At 57.6% G+C, this 21,592-nt stretch carries 18 protein-coding genes; 12 read left to right on the top strand and 6 right to left on the bottom strand.

Annotated features, from left to right (window positions below):
* Positions 1–3: 3 nt before the first annotated feature.
* The 12 genes from DFO57_RS07115 to DFO57_RS07055 all read left to right on the top strand — a co-directional run bounded on the left by DFO57_RS07115 (position 4) and on the right by DFO57_RS07055 (position 11,664).
* Entirely contained in the window at positions 4–1,104 is a 1,101-nt protein-coding gene (locus DFO57_RS07115) for an ABC transporter permease (protein WP_013024268.1), read from the top strand.
* The gene (locus tag DFO57_RS07110; RefSeq protein ID WP_110015209.1) at positions 1,101–2,201 is read left to right on the top strand and encodes a substrate-binding domain-containing protein; all 1,101 of its coding nucleotides are present in this window, start codon (positions 1,101–1,103) and stop codon (positions 2,199–2,201) included. The genes DFO57_RS07115 and DFO57_RS07110 overlap by 4 nt, the downstream gene beginning before the upstream one ends.
* Before the next feature lie 14 nt (positions 2,202–2,215).
* A complete protein-coding gene (locus DFO57_RS07105; protein ID WP_014595129.1) occupies positions 2,216–3,046 on the top strand; it encodes an SMP-30/gluconolactonase/LRE family protein in 831 nt (276 codons plus the stop codon).
* A gap of 252 nt (positions 3,047–3,298) precedes the next feature.
* Positions 3,299–4,297, top strand: a complete 999-nt coding sequence (yiaK, locus tag DFO57_RS07095) for a 3-dehydro-L-gulonate 2-dehydrogenase (RefSeq protein ID WP_014595128.1) — start codon at positions 3,299–3,301, stop codon at positions 4,295–4,297.
* Positions 4,298–4,307: 10 nt separating this feature from the next.
* The gene (locus DFO57_RS07090; protein ID WP_019105625.1) at positions 4,308–4,775 is read left to right on the top strand and encodes a YhcH/YjgK/YiaL family protein; all 468 of its coding nucleotides are present in this window, start codon (positions 4,308–4,310) and stop codon (positions 4,773–4,775) included.
* 15 nt (positions 4,776–4,790) lie between these two features.
* Complete coding sequence (locus DFO57_RS07085) at positions 4,791–6,086, top strand: MFS transporter (RefSeq protein WP_029569394.1); 1,296 nt, start codon at positions 4,791–4,793, stop codon at positions 6,084–6,086.
* Positions 6,083–7,564 (top strand): FGGY-family carbohydrate kinase, encoded by a 1,482-nt coding sequence (locus DFO57_RS07080; protein ID WP_078828961.1) that lies wholly within the window; start codon positions 6,083–6,085, stop codon positions 7,562–7,564. The genes DFO57_RS07085 and DFO57_RS07080 overlap by 4 nt, the downstream gene beginning before the upstream one ends.
* The gene (ulaD, locus tag DFO57_RS07075; RefSeq protein WP_013024260.1) at positions 7,561–8,217 is read left to right on the top strand and encodes a 3-keto-L-gulonate-6-phosphate decarboxylase UlaD; all 657 of its coding nucleotides are present in this window, start codon (positions 7,561–7,563) and stop codon (positions 8,215–8,217) included. Before DFO57_RS07080 ends, ulaD begins: the two co-directional genes overlap by 4 nt.
* Positions 8,214–9,074: an L-ribulose-5-phosphate 3-epimerase gene (locus DFO57_RS07070; protein ID WP_014595123.1), complete on the top strand. Its 861-nt coding sequence runs from the start codon at positions 8,214–8,216 to the stop codon at positions 9,072–9,074. Before ulaD ends, DFO57_RS07070 begins: the two co-directional genes overlap by 4 nt.
* Positions 9,071–9,769 (top strand): L-ribulose-5-phosphate 4-epimerase, encoded by a 699-nt coding sequence (araD, locus tag DFO57_RS07065; protein WP_029570889.1) that lies wholly within the window; start codon positions 9,071–9,073, stop codon positions 9,767–9,769. Before DFO57_RS07070 ends, araD begins: the two co-directional genes overlap by 4 nt.
* A gap of 38 nt (positions 9,770–9,807) precedes the next feature.
* Positions 9,808–10,326, top strand: a complete 519-nt coding sequence (locus DFO57_RS07060) for a DUF1440 domain-containing protein (RefSeq protein ID WP_078828962.1) — start codon at positions 9,808–9,810, stop codon at positions 10,324–10,326.
* Between the two features lie 264 nt (positions 10,327–10,590).
* Entirely contained in the window at positions 10,591–11,664 is a 1,074-nt protein-coding gene (locus tag DFO57_RS07055) for an acyltransferase (protein WP_105083329.1), read from the top strand.
* Between the two features lie 43 nt (positions 11,665–11,707).
* Here DFO57_RS07055 and DFO57_RS07050 read toward each other — a convergent pair whose 3' ends face one another.
* The 6 genes from DFO57_RS07050 to iucA all read right to left on the bottom strand — a co-directional run bounded on the left by DFO57_RS07050 (position 11,708) and on the right by iucA (position 21,551).
* Positions 11,708–13,375, bottom strand: a complete 1,668-nt coding sequence (locus DFO57_RS07050) for a methyl-accepting chemotaxis protein (RefSeq protein ID WP_110015208.1) — start codon at positions 13,373–13,375, stop codon at positions 11,708–11,710.
* A gap of 209 nt (positions 13,376–13,584) precedes the next feature.
* A complete protein-coding gene (locus DFO57_RS07045) occupies positions 13,585–15,780 on the bottom strand; it encodes a TonB-dependent siderophore receptor (RefSeq protein ID WP_014595119.1) in 2,196 nt (731 codons plus the stop codon).
* A gap of 27 nt (positions 15,781–15,807) precedes the next feature.
* Positions 15,808–17,142, bottom strand: a complete 1,335-nt coding sequence (gene iucD, locus DFO57_RS07040; protein WP_013024253.1) for an NADPH-dependent L-lysine N(6)-monooxygenase — start codon at positions 17,140–17,142, stop codon at positions 15,808–15,810.
* 3 nt (positions 17,143–17,145) lie between these two features.
* Complete coding sequence (gene iucC / locus DFO57_RS07035) at positions 17,146–18,879, bottom strand: aerobactin synthase IucC (RefSeq protein ID WP_015701216.1); 1,734 nt, start codon at positions 18,877–18,879, stop codon at positions 17,146–17,148.
* Positions 18,879–19,826: a GNAT family N-acetyltransferase gene (iucB, locus tag DFO57_RS07030; RefSeq protein ID WP_110015207.1), complete on the bottom strand. Its 948-nt coding sequence runs from the start codon at positions 19,824–19,826 to the stop codon at positions 18,879–18,881. The genes iucC and iucB overlap by 1 nt, the downstream gene beginning before the upstream one ends.
* Entirely contained in the window at positions 19,827–21,551 is a 1,725-nt protein-coding gene (gene iucA, locus DFO57_RS07025; RefSeq protein ID WP_146206684.1) for an aerobactin synthase IucA, read from the bottom strand.
* Between the last annotated feature and the right edge of the window lie 41 nt (positions 21,552–21,592).

Here is a 21,592-nt window from a genome sequence, read left to right as displayed (position 1 = left end):
GAAATGTCTAAAACCTCGGTGAAGTCCACCGCGCTCGAACAACGGGTCAGCCTTGCTCAGCATGGCTTTGCGCCGTGGTCGATGCAGATCCTCACCCGCTACGGGCTACTGCTGTTATGCGTGCTGTTAGCGTTACTGTTTTCAGTTCTGTCCCCCACCTTCGCTTCGATGTTGACCGTGCAGGCGATTCTGTCCAGTAAGGCAAAAATTGCGCTGCTGGCGCTGGCGGCCACCTTGCCAATGATCGTTGGCAAAATTGACCTCAACGTCGGTTTTGGCATCGTGCTGTGGCACATCCTGGCCATTACGCTGCAGGTGGAATATGGCTTTTCCTGGCAGATGGCGGTGCTGACGGTGCTGGTGTTGTCGGCCCTGTATGGCCTGCTTAACGGCATCCTGGTCGCGCTGGCAGACATTGACAGCTTCGTCGCCACGCTGGGCTCCGGGACGGTGCTGTATGCCATTGCGCTGTGGCACTCCGGCGGCCGACAAATTGTGGGCGATTTACCGGATGCGTTCAGCGCGCTGCACAGCACGGAAATCCTTGGCATTCCGATTGGCGCATTCTATGTGCTGGGCCTGGCGCTGGCGTTATGGCTGGTCACCGAGCATACGCCGCTGGGAAGATGCATGTATGCCGTGGGCGGTAACCCCGTCGCGGCACGCCTCAACGGCATCGCCGTTAATAAGTACGTTATTGGATCCTTTATCGCCTCCAGCGTCATCACCGGCTTCAGCGGCGTGCTGATTGCCGCAGAACAGGGCGTCGGCCAGGCCAGCGTCGGGATGGATTACCTGCTGCCTGCCTTAGTGGGCGCCTTTCTGGGCAGCACCACCATTCGTCCGGGACGGGTTAACGTTTGGGGCACCGTAGTGGGCATCGCCATTCTGGCTATTGGTATCGCCGGTATTCAGCAGTTTGGTGGCGCCTTCTGGGTTGAACCCTTATTTAACGGTGCCACGCTGTTGCTGTCGATTACGCTTGCCGGCTACGCCCAGCGTCGCCGTATGTTGAACCAAAAAGCTGTCGTGCGCAGTCAGAGCACGCCAGCAACAACACCTGACCCACAGCAAAAAACCATCACACCAGGGAACTCATTATGAAAAATCCGGTATTTGGTATTTCTCTCGTTGCCATGCTGGTCGCCTCTCTGCCCGCTCATGCAGACAGCTACCTGGAACAGGCCACCGCGGCCGTCGCCAAAGCCACGTCCAGCGCCACCACCTGGGACGGCCCTACCACGGGGCCGAAACTCCAGGCGAACAAGAAACTGATTTTTATCGCCTCAGATATGAAAAATGGCGGTGTACAGGGGGTTCAGCAGGGGCTGAGCGAGGCGGCGAAAGTGGCGGGCTGGAAGCTGGATACGCTGGACGGTGCGGGATCGGTGAAAGATCAGCTTGCCGCGCTGAATCAGGCTATTGCCCAGCGCCCTGACGGCATCATTATTGGCGGCTGGAACCCCAACGTCGCCAAAATGCCGCTCAAAAAAGCGGTCCAGCAAAAGATAGTGCTGATGGCCTGGCATGCGGAGCCACAGCCAGGCCCGATTAAGCAGTACGGCATTACGGATAACATTACTTCTGACTCAAATGAGGTTGCCCGCCTGGCGGCACAGTACGCGGTGGTGAAATCAGGCGGTAAAGCTCAGGTCATCATCTTTACCGACTCGCTGTACAAAATCGCGCTGGATAAAGCCAATGCGATGAAGCAGGAAATTGAAAAGTGCAGCGAGTGTAAGGTCATCGACTTTATTGACACGCCGCTGGCCGATACCTCTAACCGTATGCCGTCGCTCACCTTCAGCTTGTTACAGAAGTACGGCGACCGCTGGCAGTACTCGCTGGCGATTAACGATCTCTATTTTGACTTCATGGCACCGGCGCTGAAAACCGCAGGCAAGGGGGGCAAAAACGCGCCATACAATATCTCTGCGGGCGACGGGTCTGTCTCGGCCTTCCAGCGTATTCGCAATGGTGAAAGCCAGTCGGCAACCGTGGCAGAACCGTTAAAACTGCACGGCTGGCAGTTGCTGGATGAGTTCAACCGCGCCTTCGCTGGCCAGCCGCCTTCCGGCTATGTCACGCCTGCGCACTTAATTACTCAGGAAAATATTAGCCGGGATGGCGGACCGCAAAATAACTACGACCCCGAAAACGGTTATCAGCAGCACTATAAAACCATTTGGGGCGTGAAGTAACGGAGGCCAGCAGCATGCAGGTAGAAAAACTGTGTTCCCCTGCCATCTGGGCCGAAGGCCCGGTATGGCTGCCGCAGCACGATGCGGTGGTATTCAGCGATGTCAAAGGCAACCGCATGTACTGCTGGCAGCGCAACGGTGAGCTCAGCATCTGGCGTCATCACGCTAACTATGCCAACGGTAATGCCCGGGATGGGCAGGGACGCGTAGTTAGCTGCGAACACGGCCGCCGGGCTATCAGCCGGACCGAACTGGATGGCACGGTCAACGTGTTGATCGACAAAGTAGAGGGCAAGCGCTTTAACTCGCCCAACGATCTGGCGATCCGCGCCGATGGCACCATCTGGTTTACCGATCCGCCTTACGGGATCGTTAACGATCACGAAGGCTATCTGGCCCCGAGTCAGGTGATTGGCTGCTATCTCTACTGCTTCGATCCCGCCTCCGGGCAGCTCAGTATTGCGGCCAGCGATCTGCAACGGCCTAACGGGCTGGCGTTTTCGCCCGACGAGAGCCTGCTGTATGTTGCCGATATGTCGGTGGTGGACTTTCCAACTCTGGGGCGCCACCAGCTCCGGGTCTATCAGGTTAAAGGACGCGAGCTGTCGCCCGGCCAGTTTTTTGCCGATGTCACGCCGGGCTTCCCGGACGGATTCTGTGTCGATTCTCACGGCGACATTTACTGTAGCTGCGCAGACGGCGTGATTATTTTTAACCCTGACGGAGAGCGCAAAGGCAAAATTCCGATCCCTGAAACGGTATCCAACTGCACATTGGGTGGGCCGGATAATAATGAACTCTATATCACCGCAAACACGTCGCTCTACCGGGTAAGGCTGCCCTAAGCCGTCTGCTCAGGCAGGGATGCCGCACGCGTCAATCAGGTCAGCCTCTCTTGGGCTGACCGGCCCGCCTGTGGGCAAAATCTGGCGAATAAGCCAGAGATCACAAAAGCCGACAATAAATATAAGATACTGATTTTTATTGATTAATTTTTCGGTCATTTCTTTGACTGGCCCGGCTTTTCCCCATAGCATTTAGTTGAAATGACATTCCACATTATGAAATAAAGCGGTAACGCTGGGAGTATCAGTCGTATGAGAATCAGCTATCAGCAGTTGTATGAGGAGTTTCTCCGCGTACTTACAGGTCGTAACGTGCCTCAGGATAAAGCCGAAGCCTGCGCGCGCATGTTTACCGAAACCAGTCTCAACGGCGTGTATTCCCACGGCGTAAACCGCTTCCCGCGGTTTATTCAGCAGCTGGATGCTGGCCATATCGTGCCCGAGGCGGAACCACAAAAAGTCCTGTCGCTGGGCGCGATCGAGCAGTGGGATGCGCAGCGCGCCATCGGCAACATCACCGCGCACGGGATGATGGATCGTGCTATGGCCCTGGCATCGGATCACGGTATTGGGCTGGTGGCACTGCGTAATGCCAATCACTGGATGCGTGGCGGCAGTTATGGCTGGCAGGCAGCCGAAAAGGGCTTTGTGGGCATTTGCTGGACGAACTCCATTGCCGTGATGCCGCCCTGGGGCGCGAAAAGCGGCGCTATCGGCACCAACCCGCTGATCATCGCCGTGCCAGGCGAGCCAATCACCATGGTGGATATGTCGATGTCGATGTTCTCCTACGGCATGCTGGAAGTGAACCGTCTGGCCGGTAAGAGCCTGCCGGTCGATGGCGGATTTGATGATGAAGGCAATTACACGCGCGATCCGGCCACTCTTGAGCAGAACCGTCGCATCTTACCCATGGGTTACTGGAAAGGCTCCGCGCTGTCGGTGGTGCTGGACATGCTGGCCACCCTGCTCTCCAACGGTGCCTCCGTCACCGAAGTGACACACGACAACGGCGATGAATTCGGCATCTCGCAGGTCTTTATCGCGATTGATGTTGACCGCCTTATCGACGGTGAAACCCGCCAGCACAAGCTCGACCGCATCCGGGCATCGATTATCAACGCTGAACGGGCCGACAGCGCGCAGGCCATTCGCCTGCCCGGCGATAAGTTTCCGCCGCTGCGGGCTGAAAATCAGCGACTTGGCATTCCGGTAGATGAGCGCGTCTGGGCGCGTATCCAGGCGCTGTAAGGAGGGAATCATGATCACCGGACACATCGCGAATACCGACCCGCGTCACTATCCTCCGGCGATCGCCAAAGCGATCGCCTGCCTGACCCGCTACGACCTGCTCACCCTGGCGGCGGGACGTTATCAGGACAGTGAAACCGGCTGGGTTATGCAGGTACTGGATCTGCACACCGTTCCGGCCGAGGAGAACTACCCGGAAGCACACCGCCTGCACATTGATGTGCAGTACCTGGTTACGGGCGAAGAAGTCATCGGCGTCGCAACGCAGCCTGTGGATTTCGCGGTGCATCAGCCTTACGACCCGGAGCGCGACATTATTTTTTACCAGCACGTGCCGCATGAGACCCAGGTGCGCATGCTGCCGGGCACCTTTGCCGTGTTTTTTCCGCAGGATATCCACCGCCCAAATTGCGCGGTGGGCACGCCAGGACCGATTCGCAAAGTGGTGGTCAAGATCCCCACCTGCGATCTGGCGTAAGCAAGGAGAAAGGCCATGAGTCTGACATCAACTGCCGTTAACCGTGAAAAGATCCCTGCCCTGCGCTGGTTACGGATCATTCCGCCTGTCCTGATCACCTGCATCATTTCCTATATGGATCGGGTTAATATTGCCTTTGCCATGCCGGGCGGAATGGACGCCGAACTGGGCATCAGCGCCTCAATGGCCGGTCTGGCGGGCGGCATTTTCTTCATTGGTTACCTGTTTTTGCAGGTGCCGGGCGGCAAGCTGGCCGTCTACGGTAACGGCAAACGCTTTATTGGCTGGTCGCTGCTGGCCTGGGCAGTCATTTCGATACTGACCGGCATGGCAACCAGTCAGTACCAGCTGCTGGCACTGCGCTTTGCGTTAGGGATCGCCGAAGGCGGCATGCTGCCGGTGGTGCTGACGATGATCGGCAACTGGTTCCCGGATGCCGAGCGCGGCCGCGCCAATGCCATTGTGATCATGTTTGTCCCGATCGCCGGGATCATTACCGCGCCGCTCTCCGGCTGGATCATTACCGGCTGGGACTGGCGCATGCTGTTTTATGTGGAAGGCGTGTTATCGCTGGTCGTCATGGCCCTGTGGCATTTCACCATCAGCAACCGGCCGCAGGAGGCGAAGTGGATTTCTCCGGCTGAAAAGCAGTATCTGATTACGACCCTGCACAACGAGCAACTGATGATCAAAGGGCAGAATGTGCGCAACGCTTCTCTGCTTAAGGTCATGCACGAGCCCGTGATGTGGCGGCTGATTCTGGTCAATTTCTTTTATCAGACCGGCATTTACGGCTACACCCTGTGGTTGCCCACCATTCTTAAAGAGCTGACCCACGGCAATGTCGAGCAGGTTGGTATGCTGGCCATACTGCCCTACGTCGGGGCGATCTTCGGCATGTTTCTGTTTTCTGTTCTTTCGGATGCAACCGGGCGGCGCAAGCTGTTTGTGGCGCTGCCACTGGCAGGTTTTGCGCTATGCATGGCGCTGTCGGTGTTGCTAAAAGCGCATATCTGGTGGTCCTACGCGGCGCTGGTGGGCTGTGGCGTGTTTATTCAGTCTGCAGCGGGCGTGTTCTGGAGTATTCCGCCGCGCCTGTTCAATGCCGAGGTCGCGGGCGGGGCACGCGGCCTGATCAACGCACTGGGCAACCTTGGCGGCTTCTGTGGGCCTTACATGGTCGGCGTGCTGATTGCGTTCTACAGCAAAGATGCCGGGGTTTACAGCCTTGCCATTTCGCTGGCGCTGGCTGCGCTGCTGGCAATGACCCTGCCTGCCCGCTGTGATTCTGCGAAACGGGAGGCGTTATGAAACGCTGGCTGGGACTGGACTGCGGCGGCACCTTTATTAAAGCCGGACTCTACGACAGGCAGGGCCGCGAGCTGGCCGTTGCGCGGCAAAACCTGCCGGTACAGGTACCAGAGCCGGGTTATGCCGAACGCGATATGACGCTGCTCTGGCAGCAGGCGGCAGCGGTCATTCGCGAAGTACTGACCCGCAGCGGTCAGGATGCCGCCGACGTCGCTGGATTAGGCATCTCTGCTCAGGGTAAAGGGCTGTTTCTGCTGGATAAAGATCGCAATCCGCTGGGAAATGGCATCTTATCCTCCGATCGTCGCGCCCTGAGCCTGGTGCAACAGTGGCAGCGGGAAGGCATGCCGCAAAAACTCTATCCTCTCACCCGACAGACGCTCTGGACCGGTCATCCGGTGTCGCTCCTGCGCTGGCTAAAGCAGCATCAGCCGCAGCGCTACGCCGCAATCGGCAGCGTACTGATGGCCCACGACTACCTGCGTTTCTGTCTGACCGGCGAGCTGGCCTGTGAAGAAACTAACATCTCTGAATCCAATCTGTACGACATGCAGGCGGCAGACTGGTCGCCCGCGCTGGCTGAGATGCTGGATATCAGCGAGATCGTGCCGGCGTTGCCCCCGATTGTGGCATCAACGCAGATTGCCGGCTATGTGACCGCGCAGGCTGCCGCCGCATGCGGTTTGCTGCCCGGCACGCCTGTGGTCGGGGGCCTGTTTGACGTGATGTCCACCGCGCTGTGTGCGGGACTGAATGACGCAACGCGCCTGAACGCGGTGATGGGCACCTGGTCGGTGACCAGCGGCATTACCGACTGCATTAGCGATGAAGCAGACTATCCCTACGTTTACGGTCGCTATGCCATTGAAGGCCAGTATCTTATCCACGAAGCCAGCCCGACATCGGCGGCAAACCTGGAGTGGTTCTGTGAGCAGTGGGGCATCCGCGACTACCAACAATTAAATCAGTGGGTCGAGGAGCTGGAGCCTGCCAGCAGCGCGCTGCTGTTTCTGCCTTTTCTGTACGGCACCAACGCCGGGACCGACCTGCACGGCAGTTTCTTTGGTCTGCAGGCGGGCCATACGCGTGCCCACCTGGTGCAGGCCATCTACGAAGGCGTGGTGTTCTCCCACCTGACGCATCTCAACCGCATTCTGCAACGCTTTCCTCAGGTCACTGCCCTGCGTCTGAGCGGCGGCCCTACGCGCTCCGCGCCCTGGATGCAGATGTTTGCCGATGCCAGCGGCCTGCGCGTTGAAGTGCCGCAGATCAGCGAAAGCGGCTGTCTGGGCGCGGCGCTGGTGGCGTTGACCGGCACCGGTGCTTACACCTCGCTGCAGCAGGCCCAGCAGGCCCTGGCGCCGGATATCGTCACCTGGCTACCGGACAGCACACGGCATGCCCGTTATCAGCAAAAGTATCAGCGTTATCAGCATCTGATCCGCGTCCTGAGTGACGCACAAGGAGCCCTCTTATGAGCCTGCCTTTACTCCAGCTGGCGCTGGATCATACCGCGCTGGATGCGGCGCTGGAGACCGCACAGCAGCTGCATCAGCATGTCGATATCATCGAAGCCGGTACGTTGCTGTGCCTGAGCTGCGGAGTCGAAGCCGTGCGCCGTCTGCGCCAGCAGCATCCGCAAAAGACCCTGGTGGCCGACTATAAAGTGGCGGATGCCGGCGGCACGCTGGCAGACATGGCCTTCACGGCGGGCGCAAGCTGGATGACGGTCATCTGTGCCGCACCGTTGGCGACGTTTGCCAGCGCGCTGGACGTGGCGCAGCAGCACCAGGGCGATATTCAAATCGAACTGTTTGGTCACTGGACGCTGGACGATGCCCGCCGCTGGCGGCAACTGGGTCTGAAACAGGCCATTTACCATCGGGGGCGGGATGCCCAGGCCAGCGGGCAGCAATGGAATCAGCATGACCTGGATACCATGAAAGCCCTGTCGGATTTGGGTTTTGCGCTCTCCATCACGGGCGGCATTACGCCTCAGGATCTTGCGCAATTTAAAGACGTTGACGTGAAAGCGTTTATCGCCGGGCGCGCCCTCAGCGATCCCGCCAGCGGCATTCAACGCGCAGCGGAATTCCATCAGGCCATTGCCAGCATTTGGGGAACAGTATGAAACGCCAGCATCCGTTAGGTATTTACGAGAAAGCCCTGCCCGCTAACCTCACCTGGCCTGAACGACTGGCGCTGGCAAAAGCCTGTGGCTTTGATTTTGTGGAAATGTCGGTAGACGAAACCGACGTGCGGCTGGAGCGCCTGACCTGGAGCAAAGAGCAGCGCCTGTCGCTGGTCAACGCCATGATTGAAACCGGCGTGACCATTCCCTCCATGTGCCTGTCGGCGCATCGCCGCTTTCCGTTTGGCAGTCACGATCCGGCGATCCGCCAGCGGGCAGACGATCTGATCGATCGCGCCATCCAACTGGCAAAGGACGTGGGGATCCGCACGATTCAGCTTGCCGGTTACGACGTCTATTACGAACCTCACGATGATGGCACCGTAGCGCGCTTTGCCGAAGGCTTGTCACGTGCGGTGCAACGCGCCGCCGCGGCGCAGGTGATGCTGGCGGTTGAGATCATGGATACCGAGTTTATGAACGCTATCAGCAAGTGGAAAGTCTGGGAGCAGCAGCAGGCTTCTCCATGGTTTTCCGTTTATCCGGACGTGGGCAATCTCAGCGCCTGGGGCAATGATGTCACCGCCGAACTGACCCTGGGTATTGATCGCATCGCCGCGATTCATTTGAAGGATACCCAACCCGTGACCGCAAGCTCGCCGGGCCAGTTTCGGGACGTCCCCTTTGGTCAGGGCTGCGTGGACTTTGTCGGCGTATTCCGCACGCTTAAGGCGCTGAACTATCGCGGATCGTTCCTGATTGAAATGTGGACGGAAAAAGCCGAGGAGCCGGTTGCCGAGATCGTGCAGGCCCGGCGCTGGATTGAACAGAAAATGCAGGAAGGAGGTTTAGTATGAGCATAGCCGCCATGAAAGAGCAGGTGCTGGCCGCCAACCTGGCGCTGCCGCGCCATCAGCTGGTGACCTTTACCTGGGGCAACGTCAGCGCTGTCGATCGCGCGCAGGGGCTGATGGCCATCAAACCCTCCGGCGTGGAGTACGACGGCATGACGGTGGACGACATCGTGGTCGTGGAACTGGAAAGCGGACGGGTGGTGGAAGGCAGTAAAAAACCCTCGTCGGATACCGCGACGCACCTGGCGCTCTACCGCGCCTTTGCGGATATTGGCGGCATTGTGCATACCCATTCGCGCCACGCCACCATCTGGGCGCAGGCCGGTCAGGACCTGCCCGCCTGGGGCACAACCCATGCCGACTACTTTTACGGGGCCATTCCCTGCACCCGGCTGATGACGGAGGCCGAAATAGCCCACGACTATGAACACAATACCGGCGAAGTGATTATTGAAACCTTCCGCACGCGCGGCATCAGCCCGACAGCTATTCCTGCCGTGCTGGTTAACGCGCACGGGCCCTTTGCCTGGGGAAAAGACGCCGATAATGCGGTCCACAATGCGGTGGTGCTGGAAGAGATCGCCTATATGGGCATTTTCTCCCGCCAGCTGACGCCCGGTATTACCCACATGCAACAGCCCTTACTGGACAAGCACTTTCTCAGAAAGCATGGAGCAAATGCCTATTACGGGCAGTAATCCACAGTGGTTATCTTACTCAGCAGGAGCGGTTAACTATGAACAGGTCGTTTCGTCTGACGTCCCCTGCCGACCGGCATTATGGTCCGGCGCTTTGGGCAGGGTTTTGGGGCGGCAACGTTGCCAGCTTCGTAAAATGGGGAACGGAGAATCCGTTTCCGCCCAGAACGCCTGACAGGGCGATTCCCCCTGCGGAGATGCTGCAGGATATGGGGATCAACGTCAGCAACCTGGTCTATCATTATTCCGGTCACGTGGTGAACTGGGGCATTGCCGGGGTTCACCACCTGTTCTCAATCGTCTTCGCCCTGCTCTACTGCGCCCTGGCCGAGATCCTCCCGGTCGTTACGCTGGGCCAGGGCGTAGCGTTTGCCCTGCTCATTACCCTGGGCTTTCACGGCGTGATCTTGCCGATGAACGGCTGGGCACCGCCCTTGTGGCACCTGCCGTTAGCGGAAATCGCCTCGGAGACGTTGGGGCATATTCTGTGGATGTGGACGATTGAGATCTTCCGGCGCGCCATGGGCGGGAGCGTCTTTCCGCGCGCGTCCGCGTAGTGCCTGTATCCCCTCAAGTCATCATATTTGTTTAAGAACCCTCTGAAATCCCAACGGCGCACTTCTGATCCTGTGCGCCTAACTCCGTCGATCGTCGCCATTTTTTCTGCAAAATTAGGCTATCAGGCAAAACCCTTTTTTCCTGGCTGCTAAATGGCGGTTGATAATCGTTAAGGCATTTTTACAATACGGCCTACGCTTAACCCTAACCGGCTCGTTCAGGCGAACGCCGTGATTGAGTAAACTGACAGGCCTGTAACGCTCATGAAAATCGTCTCAATCCAGTATCTGCGCGGCCTGGCTGCGCTACTTGTGGTGCTGGCGCACAACTCATCGCTGTTAGAAAGTCACTGGACCCGGCACATCCCCGGCGCGCTGGGCGTGGACGTATTCTTTATTATCAGCGGCTTCATCATGACTTTTATTACGCATCAGTTTAACGAAGCGCCGACGTCGTTCATGGTGAAACGCTTTTTCCGCATCTGGCCGGTCTTCTTTGTGGTTTGGCTGCTTTCGTTCGTGGTGGTTTATCACGACCGTTCGCTTCAGGATATGTCCTGTGCGCTCTACTTCTGCCTGCAGGATTACAGCAGCCCCGGGCCGACCTTTGGATTCAGCGCATTAGGTCCGCCGTGGACGCTTTCCTATGAGATCCTGTTCTACGCCGTGTTTACCGTGGCGATGTGCATAAACTATCGCTACCGTAGCTTCCTGTGTGCACTGATTTTCCTCGCCTCCAGCGTGGGCTTTCAGCTGTATTACAACGGCAGTTTTACCTTTTCCTCTCAGGTTTCGCCTGATATGGCGGTAACGCACTGGTGGCAGGCGTGGATCAAACTTATCAGCAATACCATCTGCATGGAGTTTATCTTAGGGATGATGCTGGCTGAATTAATCGTCAGACAAAAGCTCCCTGAGCTGAATCCTCAGATGCGCAGAATACTGCAGGTGGGGCTGGTACTGGCGTTTGCGACAGCGCTGATGATTGGGCCGCAGCCGTTTGGCCTGCATGGCGGTTTCTGGCTGGCGGCGGCCATTGTGAGCATCACGGTGATGCTGGGTTACCGCACGGAAAGTGGTCATAACCGCACGCTGATCTTCTTTGGCGATATCTCGTATTCGCTCTATCTCATCCACTATCCGATGATGATATTGCTGATGAACAGCCTGGCGGATAAAGCCTGGACGGACAATCTGATGATTTTCATCTTCTCCATTAGCATCAGTGTGGCGCTGGCCTCCGTGATGTTTTTCTGGATTGAAAAACCCGCCATTAAGGCAGGCAAACGCGTTGCCCGCTGGTTATCAACGCCGTTAACGCTGCACAGAAGTTCGTAACCCTTTAAAAGCAGCGGCCGCCCGGGCCACTGCTTCGCCACGATCAGAAGCTCTGCCAGTTATCTTCCTGCGCACCTGCACCTGCACCTGCCGCCGCAAGCTGTGGACGCTTCAGCACGGGTGCGGCCGTCACGGCGGCTAAAGGCGGCTTAGCGGCGACAACCTGAGCTGAACGGATGGTAAAGGCGGCCACCAGCTGTTGCAGCGTGGTGGACTGCTCCGTTAACGAACGCGCAGCGGCAGAAGCCTGCTCCACCAGTGCGGCGTTTTGTTGGGTTACGCTGTCCATCTGATTGACCGCTTCATGTACCTGACCAATGCCCTGCGACTGTTCGCTTGCCGCCACCGCAATCTCATCGACCAGATCGTTTACCTGACGCACGGCATCGTTCATCCGGCCCATATTTTGTCCGACTTCTTCAGCCTGAGCGGCACCGGTTTCAACGTAGCGCATGGAGGACTCGATCAGTGCTTTGATCTCACGGGCAGAAGAAGAAGAGCGCTGTGCCAGATTACGCACCTCTCCGGCGACCACGGCAAAACCGCGTCCCTGCTCACCGGCACGGGCGGCTTCAACGGCCGCATTCAGCGCCAGGATGTTGGTCTGGAAGGCAACGCCTTCAATCAATGCAATAATGTCGTTGATTTTCGCTGAACTGCTTTTGATATCGGACATGGTGCTCAGCATGGTTTTGACTTTGCCCGAGCTGTCTTCCGAGATTTCACGCGCATTTTTGGACAGCTGGCTGGCAAGGCGGGTATTTTCAGCCGTCTGACGCACGGTTTCGCTCAGTTCAGACATACTGGCCGCCGTTTCCTCCAGCGACGCTGCCTGCTCTTCGGTACGCGCCGAGAGATCGTCGTTGCCGGCTGAAATCTGGGATGAGGCAGAGCCGACAGAGTGGGATGCCTGTTCAACGGACGACAACGACTGCGCCACATTGCTGACCAGGTGATTATAAGCGCTGGCCGTTAAGCCAATTTCGTCGCGACGCGACTCATCTGCGCGCAGCGTCAGATCGAGGCGTTCGCTGGCGCTTTCCATGGTGGCACGAATCGCGTTGAGCTGACGACGGATGCTGAAGATGGTTTTCACCGAAAACGCGCCAAGCAGCAGGATAATCAGCAGCGAACCGCCGGACATGCCCCACAAGGTTTGTTGATAAACCTGATTGTTTTGCTGGCTGTAGGTTTTGCCAATGTCCACATTCAGCTGCAGCTGTCGCTTTAACCCCGCTATCAGATCGCGAACAGACTGGCCCACACCACTGTCTCCCTGGATCGCGCCCAACGCGATGGCATCATTTTGTGCCCGTGACCCGGCAAAAAAGGTCGGCAGCCTGGCTTCCGCTTCTTTTATCTCCGCAAAGGCTTTTTCGCTCAGGGCCTTGTCTTCAGCACTGGAAAGGTCGTGATCAAAGTAATACTGGTTTTGCTTTTTCAGATCCGCAATCACGCCAGCGATATCTTTCTCAAACTGGGCCTGCTTGCGTTGATCGGTCGCACTTTGATGGCGATAAAGCAGCAGTGTCAGGGCATTGCTGCTATCGACAAGCTTATTAAGATCGGTAATAGAAGGAATTGTATTTCTCTGCACGTAATCGAAGCGTGATTGAAATCCTGTTACCACCGTGATCGCCACCATAGCCAGAACAGCCAGTGAGGCGGCAAGGAGGGAGAAGGTCAGGAAAAGTCGCTGTGTAATGGTCATTTTTTGTTCCGCCTGGTCGTTAAAACGAAAATGCTTTGTGCATTAAATGTACGTACATAAAGACTATCGGCATGTACCTGACAAAACTGAGCGTATTCGTTTAGGTATTGTTTACATTATGTAACGGCACAGCGTGTTTAGCGGCGACAGGAGGAAAAAGTGAGATTGAGTGAGGCTTGCCCGGCGTCACACCGGGCAAGAATGAAGACTTAAAACAGTACCGAATAGTTCAGCCCAAAGGTGCGACCCCGGCCTTTGTACTGATACAGCGACGGCGAGCCATAGGTCGGGCTGTAGAACAGCGGCGCACGCTGTCCCCACACCGTGGTGTAGTCGCGATCCAGCAGGTTCTCGACGCTAAAGCTCAGCTTGCCCACCGGCAACTGGTAGCTGCCGATAAAATCAACGGTGGTATAACCGTCAATTTTGTTGCCGCCGTTATCGGTCAGGTCAAACGACTGCGTGCTTTGCAGGCGCAGGCTCCAGGGATCCGGCGACCAGCCAACATAGGCGGTGGCTTTCGATGGACTGGCATAAATGACATCCCACTTCTTCCAGCCGCCATCTTTTTTGGTTTCAGACTTGACCAGGTTGAAGTTGACGCCGGTGCTCCAGTTGGTATCGGGGATAAAGTAATCCACCGCACCTTCCACGCCATAAATACGGCGCTTGTCATCGTCCACGTTAATGGTCATATCGCTGCGGTTGACCGAAATCGATTTGTCTGACAGCGAATAGTAGGCTGCTAACTGCGTGCGCAGGTCATTACCGGTGTAACGCCAGCCCAGCTCGTAAGAATCGACTTTGATGCCCTGAAGCTTCGACTGATCGACATTAACGCTGTTCAACAACTGGTAGTTGCCGTTTTGCAGACGATAGGTGCCGTTGCCGTAATACTTGCCCGGATCCGGCAGTTCAACGCCTTGCGAGAAGTTGAACCATGCCTGCTGCCGCTCGGTGATATGCATCAGGATACCGGCGTTGTACAGGACGTTGTCGTAATCCGTTGAGCCGCCTGGAATCGCATCGGCCGAACGCGCCGTGCCATTAGCAATCGCCTGCTGCTGGGCATAGCCGACAAAGTCGTCCACCTTGTTTTCGGTGTACTGATAACGTACGCCGCCACTCAAGGTGAAGGTATCGTTGATGTCGTAGCTGGACTGCAGGAAAGCCGCCAGGTTAGTAATGTCATAACCCGGATAGCGTCCGGTGGTGTAAATGCTCTGGTTGTTCAGGCCACCCGAGGCGGCCGACTGTGCCAGATCAAAGAACATCTGATTGGAACTAAAACGTTCATGATCGGCATCAACACCGTAGGTCAGCTGCAGGTTGTCGAGCGGTTTACTGGTGATTGCCAGCTTGCCGCCGTACTGATCAGTATCCTGTTTAGAGGAAGAGAGGCTGGTCACCCGCCCGCCGGACACCGTTGGGAAGGGATAAAACGCCAGAGATTCATCACGGTAGTAGACCTGACCCACCAGCTCCTGACCCAGGAAATCGGTATTAGAGTACTGCAGACTGACCAGGTGGCGCTCGGTGCCGGGAATACGGTCTGAGTTCAGTCCTTTACTGGTGTAGGCGTTACCGTTACCGGTTACCGCCGAAAAGTTTCGGCCAAGATAGAGGCCATAATCGTCATCGCCCTGGCTCTTGTAGTATTGCGTCACCAGCTGCAACTGCTGGTGATCGTCAATCTCAAGCGTGCCGGTGCCCATCACATCCAGACGATCGGAGTATTGCAGGCCCGTCTGGGTGTTATCGAGCAGAACAGAATCGCCGTTGCCGTCATACCAGCCGCCAAACTTCTGGTAGGCCACCGACAACCGTCCGGACGCGCGATCGTTCCCCCCAGAAATCGCGCCCGCCACGCGCTCATCGTGATCTTTACTGTTGTTAAACCCGGTTTTGGTGCCGGTTTCAAACTCAAACTGGGTGCCCGGCTGGCCTTTTTTGGTGACGATATTGATCAGGCCACCGGTGCTGCCCCCGCCGTACAGCGAGGTTGAACCGGAGATCACCTCGATGTGATCGATGTTAAAGGGATCGATCGAATCCAGCTGGCGGCTGTCTGTGCGCGAAGAATTCAGGCGAACGCCGTCCACCAGCACCACAATCGCGCGGCCGCGCATGTTCATGCCGTAGTTGGTTCGGCCCTGGCTACTGACGTCCAGGCCCGGCACCAGCTGCGCCAGCGCATCTTTAAACTCTTTGCCGCCCTGGACTTGTTGCTCCAGTTCGGCCCCCTCAATCACCCAGGTGGTTTGAGCCATTTCTGCCACCGTACGGTGCGTACGGCTGGCCGAAACCACCATGTCATTTTCACTGGTTTGCTGTGCGACCGCGGGCGCCATCATGGCTAACAGCAGCGGATTAAGCAGCCAGATATTCTTGTTTTTAGTCTTCATTATCGTTCCTGCGTGCGAGGTTAAGGCTTACCCCAAGGACTCGGTATAGTTTTTAGTGGACGCAGCGCCGTGCTGCGGTTTTTCCCGGCTGACGCTGCGCCACTGGATCAGGGCGGGCGGCGTGCTGAGATCGAACAAATCGCGCCCCAGTGCGCGATTCAGAATACGGGCGGATCGCCATGCCATCAGGCTGAGCTGAGGCTCCGCGATACCGTGGGTTTGCATACTGGCGTTCACCGCAAAGATGTTATTTTCTTTTGGCCCGTTCCACTCAAGCGTGAAGTCCTCACGCACGCTGAACGTGCACTCATCTTTCATGGTCAGGCGGCTCATCAGGGGGGAGAGCAGTTCTGGCAGCGCAGGCCGGTAGCCGGTGGCGAAAATCACCACATCGCATTCGATAAGGTCGTAGCCCTGGTCAAGCTGATGCTGCAACTGAAGCTGCCAGCCCTGGTGATGACTGTTGAGTTCAATGACCGAGCGGCTCGGCAGCAGGTGCGCATTGCGCGGCTGACGCTGCACTTCAAAGCGATGATACAGCTCGCGATAAATCGTCAGCAGGGAATCTGCCGTGATGCCGTCCGAGGTCATCTTCTGTTCAGCCAGCATTTTCTGTCGGGCAGCCTCGTTCAGACCGACAAAGCTGGAAACGTATTCTGGCGTGAAGTACTCGTTGGCAAAAGCGGCCTCATCCAGGGCGTTAAAATTGTTGCGGCGCGACACCCAACTGACCTCAGCCGGTTCGCCCCATTCACCCCGGAAGGCGTTGAGGAACAGATCGGCACCACTCTGACCGCCGCCAATCACCGCCACACGCTTGCCGCGCAGGTCGGGTTTACGCAGGCTCATTTCGCTGGCGTGGAAACAGGTGGCGCTGATGCGGTTTACGCAGGGCGGCAGGTAGGGCTGCTTGCCAATGCCCAGACAGATGTTGCGGGCATAGCTTTCCCCACCGTTGCTGTGAATCACAAAGCGTTTATTGGCCTCATCAAAATCGATGCGTTCCACCGTGTGATTAAAGCGCAGGTTGTTCATGCCCTCGGCAGCCCAACGCAGATAGTCGGAAAACTCATCGCGCGAGACGGTACGTAACTCGGTGGTCATAAAGCGGTAAAACTTTTTACGCTTCACCAGATAGTTCACAAAGCTGAACGGGCTGGTGGGCGCGACCGCGGAGACCAGATCTTTTAAAAACGAGGTCTGCATATGGCAGTCAGGCACCAGCATACCGGGATGCCAGGCAAAATCCGGCCGGCTGTCTAAAAACTGGCTGGTAAAGCCTTCAGCTTCGTGTGCCAGCGCCGCGATACTCAGGTTAAACGGGCCAATGCCAACGCCAATAAAATCAACAGTGTTTGTCATGATTCAGTCCTTGGTAACCAGCCACAGCGGGTTTTGCAGATTTTCCAGGTAATTGGGCAACATACGGCTTCCGCCGTCCTGATCGGGCCAGGTGAGTTTTACCGGGTTCAGCACGACACGAATGATTTGTGGCTTGAAGAGTGAGAAAAGCGCAAAACGCGCCGACAGTTGCGGATGGTCCTGCATATAGTCGCTCAACACTGCGGCAAGCAGTTGGTAAAAACGTCGTTCCGGAACGCCAAGGCGCGCCATTAACGGCGAAATAAAACGCAGGACCGTGACAAAATGGCCAGTCTGCAAATCATGAATCAAATAGTCAGCACTCAGGCGTGCCGTCACATCGCGGACGTCCTGAGGCAGAGAGTCCATCTCCGGAAAATCGTCCTTTACCAGACGCATATCGCCCTGAAAATCTTTCAGCAATACGCGCTGGGGTACGCCGTCTTTCATCGCCAGCGTAATATTTTGCCCGTGTGCGATCAGCGCCACGCCATAACGGCACAGCAGGTGATACAGCGGCACCACGGCCACGCGGAACATCTGACTTAACCAGGCCTCGGCGCTCAGGCCCGAGCGGGCAATGTAGGCGCCGATAAGCGGCTGGTTGTTTTCATCGCACTCCATCAGCGTGGCCATCAGAATTGGCGTTTCGTCCGCGTGCAGCCAGCGCGACGGATTTTCACGCCAGATCACGCCCAGCATTTCCTGGTAGCGATAGGGGGCTTCGGGCAACGCGCCGTAGCCGCGATGGGAAACATAACCGGCGGCCGGCTCGCCCAGGATCACCGCCCCGCTCTGCTGCAGCGTCGTGTCGGTGGCAAAGACGTTTTGTAGCCAGCGGGAGGCCAGCGGGCCCGCCGCGATATATTTGCCCGGAATACCGCGATAGCAGGAGGTGTTGTAAATGGTAAGCGGCAGTTTGATATCCAGCCCGCCCTGACGGCTGGCGTTGGTCAAGGTGCGCAGTGACTGTTGCGCCAGCCAGCGATCGCCAAATTCACCCAGCGACAGCATATTGCCCGTGGCCAGATCCGCGACAAAATCGAGCGCGATTTTTTGCTGCCACTGCCAGGGATGCACCGGCAAAGGCAGCCAGCTGTCGTCCAGCCCCTGCGCCTGCCAGGCCTCGGTGAAACGCGTATATTCGGCTCTGTCCATCGCGGCCTGCAACAACTGCTGGATGTCCAGCTCGCTGTCGCAGCGCCAGACCATATGATCACGCTTTACCGCCAGCCAGTGCAGGCGGAAGGTATTCATATATTCGGGTGCGTAGCGCGCCAGCGCCTCTTGTCCCCATCCGCGACGGCCTTTATTAAAGGCAAACTTGGGATGGCCGCTGAGCAGGCACTGCAGGCGGTCGGCATCCATATCAATCAGCGCATCGGCACTCATGCCCTGACGTGCCTGCATAAGCTGAAGATCGCCGCGCAGCGTGGCATAGAGATCCTGCATATGTTCCGCCACCGTGGCATCACTCATCGACAGCACCGGCTGTAGCTGGCACAGCAGCGTCTGGGCCAGTACCGGCTCATCCGCACAGCGCAGGCTTTGTGCATCTATCCATAACCAGCCCCAGATGCCCCGCTCGGCGGTGAACTGCCATTCGGCACCCGGCAGACTGATGCAGTAACGGTTGTCGCCCTGCGGCTGAGCCTGAAAGACCTGCTCGTACTCCAGCTCGGCCAGCATTTTTGCCACCAACTGACGGTTAACGGTTTCCCATGCGTGCGAATTCATCACAGGCCCACCTCGCTGAAGAAACGGGCGCGCTGGGTCATCACCAGGCGAGAGCGCTTGTGCGGAAAGTCGAACTCTTTCACGCTGGTATAGCCCGCGGGTTCAAGGTGACGAAACAGGCGCTGATTATCCGCCCGTGGTTCCAGCACCAGGCGCTGAGTTTGCGGATTATCCAGCAGCAGATAGTGGCTGATGCCGCGCAGCCAGCTCTGCACAAAGTGCGGCCCGCGCCACTGCGGCTCCCCCACCAGCAGATGCAAACCGCGATCGTACGGCTGCCAGCTGTAGTGCCGTCCGATACGATCTTCCGCCGCCCAGTAAATTTCAAAGTAGCTGAAGGGCTCGTCATCAAAACAGCCAATCAGCGGAAAGGCATAGCTGCTGCCGAGCTGGCGTTCAAGATAGGCGGTCTGAGTGGCCAGCGATCCGCTCTGCTCCCAGAAGTAATCCACGCGCGGATCGTTCATCCAGCGGGTAAACGCTTCGGCATCCCGGGCAGGATCGGCCACGCGGAAGCTCAGCGTGCGCCGTACGCGCGGATCGTAACGGCGATACACTTCGCCATCAGGTCGCGCTGGGCGCCGGGGAAAATAGATCTCACGTTCGGCATCAAATACCATCTCGCCGGAGGCCTGCTGACGAGGCGCAGACAACCACAGCGGCAGTTGCCAGAACGTCTCGCGGTGGACGATATCGCTTTTCAGGGCCGCAAACAGCGCCAGCGCCTGAGGCTCTTCACGCCACTCTGCGAAGGGCAGCACCACGGCAGAAAGCTGCGGGGCAGCGATAAACATCTGATCCAGCGCGTCACGCAGCCAGCCTTCGGGCAGTGGACCGGCAAAATGCAGCACCGCACTGTTGTCCTGTCCCCAACCCAGATTCAGGGTTTTTCCTGACTTTTCGCAACGCAGGCCGTGGCCGCTGTGAACAATCGTTGCCTGAGACATTTAGCGCTCCTGAGACAGCAGTGGGTTGATGAAGTCGAAGTAGATCACCGACGGATCGACGATGGTGTTTTCATTGTGATCGTGCAGGTAACAGAAGAAGTTGCCCTTGACGTTCCAGTGCGGGCTTTCCAGCACGTAATCCAGGCAGCCCTTGTGCGTGACCTCGTTACGTAGCGCACTTAACGCATCGCGTACCCGCGCCATCAAATGGGTTTCACTGTCCATGCCCGCCGCGCCCAGTGCCGCCGTGACGGCAAAGGTAGAATTCACTAACAGGTAATAGGGGAAGTAGCGCAGCAGCTGCTCGCGACTAAAGACGTTTTCCGCCTGCGCTTCGCCAATCATGTCCAGCCAGCCTGCGGCGTGAGGCATAAAGGCGCTGCCCTGGCAGTCGCGATAAATCAGGCCAACCGGCAGGTCCTGCTCCATTTCCACCAGGATATTTTGCTGATGGGCTAACAGCACCAGGCCGTAATCGGCTTCGGCGGTGAACAGGGGCTTCAGCACCTGCTGGCAGTAGGCGTCGACCCAGGCATACGCAGCCTGTTTTTCGCTGATGTGCAGTCGCTGGCTCAGGCGCTTTACTGCGGCAGACAGCAGTGAGTCGCCGCCGTCCGGCGCGGACTGCGTCAGGGAAACCAGCACGTTGGTCTGGCTCTGCGGCCTGTCGACAATCAGGTTTTCACGCAGTGCGAACAGGCTCTCTTCCATAATCGTGCCCTGCGCATCGCGCAGTCCGGCCCAGCCATCTTCCTGCATCACGCGAAACGCCGGGAAGCGTGCCTGCATGTCCTGCCAGCGGTCGGTCTGCGCCAGACGCGCCAACCGCATGCCGCGTTTGACCTCTTTGACCGACAGGGTGCGGACGGAGTTTGTCAGCCGCACGCTCAGGGAAAACTTGATCATGTCGCGGCTGGTCGCGCAGTACAGCGAACGCGATGAGGTGGTGGGCAGCCAGGGCGCACCGGCTTCACCCAGGTCAGTAACCAGGCCTTTTTCCACCAGTTGCTGACACCAGGTCTGCTGGAGCAGATAGTCCGCCTGCCAGGGATGGAGCGGGAACAGCCATTGCCGATCGGTTAGCGCATGCAGTAACTGCGGCGCGTTTTCTGCCGCAAAGCGCGTCAGGCGCTGCTGCAACGTCAGCTGCAGGCTGTCACCCGCCAGATGGTCTTTATCCACCGCAAACCAGCGTAACGGAAAATGTGGCGCAAAATCAGGCAGGTAACGTTCGGCCTGCTGCTGCGTAAAAGGTTCATGTGATTTGGGTGCCGGATGGAAGGCGTGCCCGACCAGCAGGGCCTGCTCTGCTTCGGCAAAGTTCAGGGCTTTCTCACGCAGGCTTCGCCAGTCGTGGCGGGCAGCCGTTGCCTCAGCGGTATGCGCATGGCTTTCCATCACGCGCTGGTAAAACGCCTCACAGCCGGGAGCGGGCAGCTGTTGCTGATGTTGCAGTTTATCGACAATCAGTCTGGCAACGGTGGCGAACGTCACCGTCTCGCTGCCACGGTGAGTGACCAGCCGGGCCGGGAAGGCAAAACGGTGATGCTGGGTAGGAGAAAAGTAAGCCACCTTAAAGTGTAGGGCCTTCTCTTCCGCCAACGGAATCACTAACTCGGCGGGTTCACCCTGGCTGAGTCGCCAGTCCTTGGTTTCACGGATCAGGGAATTCAGGAAGCACTGTGCGGCCACATCCCAGGATCCATTGTGCGTCGATTGAATCATTATCAAACAATTTCCAGGCGTTATGATAATGCGAATTCTGC

Origin of the sequence: Pantoea sp. AG702 (assembly GCF_003182295.1) — a bacterium.
GTDB lineage: Bacteria > Pseudomonadota > Gammaproteobacteria > Enterobacterales > Enterobacteriaceae > Pantoea > Pantoea ananatis.
This window is presented reverse-complemented; position numbering and strand designations above follow the sequence as displayed.